1 protein-coding gene and 1 pseudogene are annotated in these 3,136 nt (G+C 74.6%); both read left to right on the plus strand.

Annotated elements, in window-relative coordinates; all coding sequences use genetic code 11:
- The first annotated feature begins 664 nt into the window (after positions 1–664).
- Entirely contained in the window at positions 665–1,603 is a 939-nt protein-coding gene (bdeA, locus tag AOK11_RS21015) for a bis(hydroxyethyl) terephthalate hydrolase (protein WP_055595276.1), read from the plus strand.
- 223 nt (positions 1,604–1,826) lie between these two features.
- Positions 1,827–3,136, plus strand: a pseudogene (locus tag AOK11_RS21020) (LuxR family transcriptional regulator); the annotation flags it as partial.

The raw sequence follows: 3,136 nt of genomic DNA on the forward strand, positions 1-3,136 counted from the left end.
CCCCGGCGCCGGGGCGTCCGGGGCACAACGGCGTGCCGGGTCGTCAGCCGGCTTCCACGACCTCCTGGAACGACTCCATGCAGGGGAAGCAGTGGCGGTCCGTCGCGTCCCGCCGACGGGGTTCGTCCTCCTTCTCCACTCCGCACAGCGTGGTCGTTCTGTCGGTGGTCAGAACATGCCACACAGGCTCCCCCGAAGTGTCCGCACCGCACCACATCTCGTGCATTCCCAGCTCCCTCCGGGTAGGCAGGCCGCTTCCATACGAGCACGCCGCGGGCCGATGCGACGTCCGGAGAGGGCCATGCGGGTGATGTGGGGGGCGGGGGCGTTTCCGTACGGCGGTCACCGTCGGCGCCGAATCCGACGGTGACCGCACCTGCTCCTCTTCCCTACCCCGGCTCCCCTTGCGCATACGGTGCCGGCCACCGCCGGCCACCGCCGACCACCGCTGCCCCGCCGCTCCGCCCGCCGACGGGCCGGTGCGCCGTCGGCGGGCGGAGCGACGAGACCGGTGAGATTGCCGGTCCGCGCGGACTCCTTCCTCTCCGACAGTGGCAACCGCCAGCCCATCGGCGGCGCCCACGGCCGGCGCACGGTCACATCCCACGTCGTACCCGTGCACCGGCCACCGGGCGGCCCGCCGCCACAGAGAGGACTCCCCGCCGTGCAGCAGCACCCCCACACCAGCACCGCAGGCCCGACCGCGCGCCCCTCCCACACCCGGCGCGGCAGGACCGGACGGTTCGCCGGACTGGCCGCCGCCGTCGCCGTCGTCGTCGGCCTGAGCACCCTCACAGGTCCCGGCGCCCACGCCGCGGCCAACCCCTACGAGCGCGGTCCGGCGCCGTCCCAGTCCAGCATCGAGGCGCTGCGCGGCCCGTACTCCGTCTCCGAGACCTCGGTCTCCTCGCTCTCCGTCACCGGCTTCGGCGGGGGCACCATCTACTATCCGAGCAGCACCGCCGACGGCACGTTCGGCGCGATCGCCATCTCACCCGGCTTCACCGCCTACGAGTCCTCCATCGCCTGGCTGGGCCCGCGCCTGGCCTCCCAGGGCTTCGTCGTGTTCACCATCGACACCAACACCACCCTCGACCAGCCCGACTCCCGCGGCGACCAGCTGCTCGCCGCGCTGGACTACCTCACCGGACGCAGCGCGGTCCGCAGCCGTATCGACAGCAGCCGCCTCGGTGTCATGGGCCACTCGATGGGCGGCGGCGGCAGCCTCGAGGCGGCGAAGGACCGTCCCTCGCTCCAGGCGGCGATCCCGCTGACCCCCTGGAACCTCGACAAGACGTGGCCCGAGGTCAGGACCCCCACCCTGATCTTCGGGGCCGACGGCGACACGGTCGCCCCGGTCTCCACCCACGCCGAGCCCCTCTACACCGGTCTGCCGTCCTCCCTCGACCGGGCCTACCTGGAACTGAACAACGCCACCCACTTCACGCCCAACTCCAGCAACACGACGATCGCGAAGTACAGCATTTCCTGGCTGAAGCGGTTCATCGACAACGACACCCGCTACGAGCAGTTCCTGTGCCCGCTGCCGCAGCGGAGCCTCACGATCGCGGAGTCGCGGGGCAACTGCCCGCACACCTCCTGACATCCCGTCGGACACCGACAGGCTCCGGTGGCGGCCCGCGTACGACGCGGGCCGCCACCGGCGTTGTGCGGGTGCACCGCCGAGGGACCGCCCGCTTGGGCGGCGGCACACGCCGCCCGCCGCACATCTCGTGAGAAGCCCCAGGTGGAACGGCGGACGGGCCGCCTCCGGCACCCGGACGGACGCCTTCCACCGCTTCTTACGCGTAAGTAACGTCGCGGAAATGACCGGACAGACGACCCGTGGATCCGCTCCGCTCCGGTACCGCGCGGGACCCCGACGGCAGGCGTTCGCCGCGCTGCTGGACGGGCTGCGCACCGACGGCGGCGCCCATGTCGTGACCGGCGAACCCGGTGGCGGCCGTACGGCCTTCCTGGAGTTCGCGGCACGCGCCTTCCGCGCCGGACCGGTGTGGCACGTCCGCGCCGAACCGGCCTGTTCCCCGCAGCCCCACAGCGGTCTGCGCACCCTGCTGCGCGCCGCCCGCCACGCCGGGCGCGTCCCCGGCGACGGCACGGCGGAGGAGGTGCTCCTGGACATCCTGCGGGCGGCGTCCGCCCGTTCACCCCTGCTGGTGTGCGTGGACGACGTGCACCTGTGGGACACCGCCTCGCGCACCGCGCTGGGCCGGGTGGCCGCACGGGTGCACGCGGCGGACGGCGTTCACCGGGTGGGCCTGCTCGTCACCGTGCCCGGACACCGGCCCGTGGAAAGGGAATGGGCGACACTGCCGGTGCTGGAGCTCACCCCGCTCACGCCCGGGGACGCGGCGGGACTGCTGCACGATCTGACGGACGGTGCCGTCGACCCGGTCGTCCGCGAGGAGCTGGTGACCGAGGCGCAGGGCAACCCCGCGCTGCTGCTGGCCCTGGCCCACCGCCTCTCGCCCGCCCAGCTCCGCGGCGACCACGCGCTGCCCCGCCCCCTGGCCGACGCCGGGACGCTGACCGTCGTCGCGGGCGGATGTCCGATCGGCCAACGGCCGGACCGGGCCGACCTGTTGCTCGTCGTCGCGGCGGCGATGCGGGCCACGGGGGAGCGGGACGCCGAGGCCGCACTCGTAGGGCGGGCGACGAACGGCCTCGGCGGTCGGGACGGGGACGTGCCTCCCGAACCCTCCGAGCCGCCGCAGGCGTCCGAGCTGCTCGCGGTCCCCGGGGGCCGGCTCCGGTTCCGCAGCCCGCTGGTCGGCAGGGCGGTGTACGCCGGTGCCCCGTCCGAACGCCGCCGTGCCGCGCACCGCTCGCTGGCCGCGGCACACCCCGCACCGCACGGCGTGCCCGCACTGCTGCACCGCTCGTGGACCGCCCCCGGACCCGACGCGGTGCTGGCCGCCGAACTGGAGGCCGCGGCCACCGACTCGACCTCCGGCACACCGCCCGCCCTGCGCCGCACGGCCCAGGTGCGTGCCGCCGAGCTGACGCCGGACGACGCGCTGCGGGCGCGGCGTTACACGGCCGCCGCGGAACAGGCCCTCCTCGCCGGATATCCGCCCGAGGCCCTGCGGCTGCTCGACGCCGCAGGGCCTCGGGC

Source organism: Streptomyces hirsutus (assembly GCF_001418415.1).
Taxonomy (GTDB): domain Bacteria; phylum Actinomycetota; class Actinomycetes; order Streptomycetales; family Streptomycetaceae; genus Streptomyces; species Streptomyces hirsutus.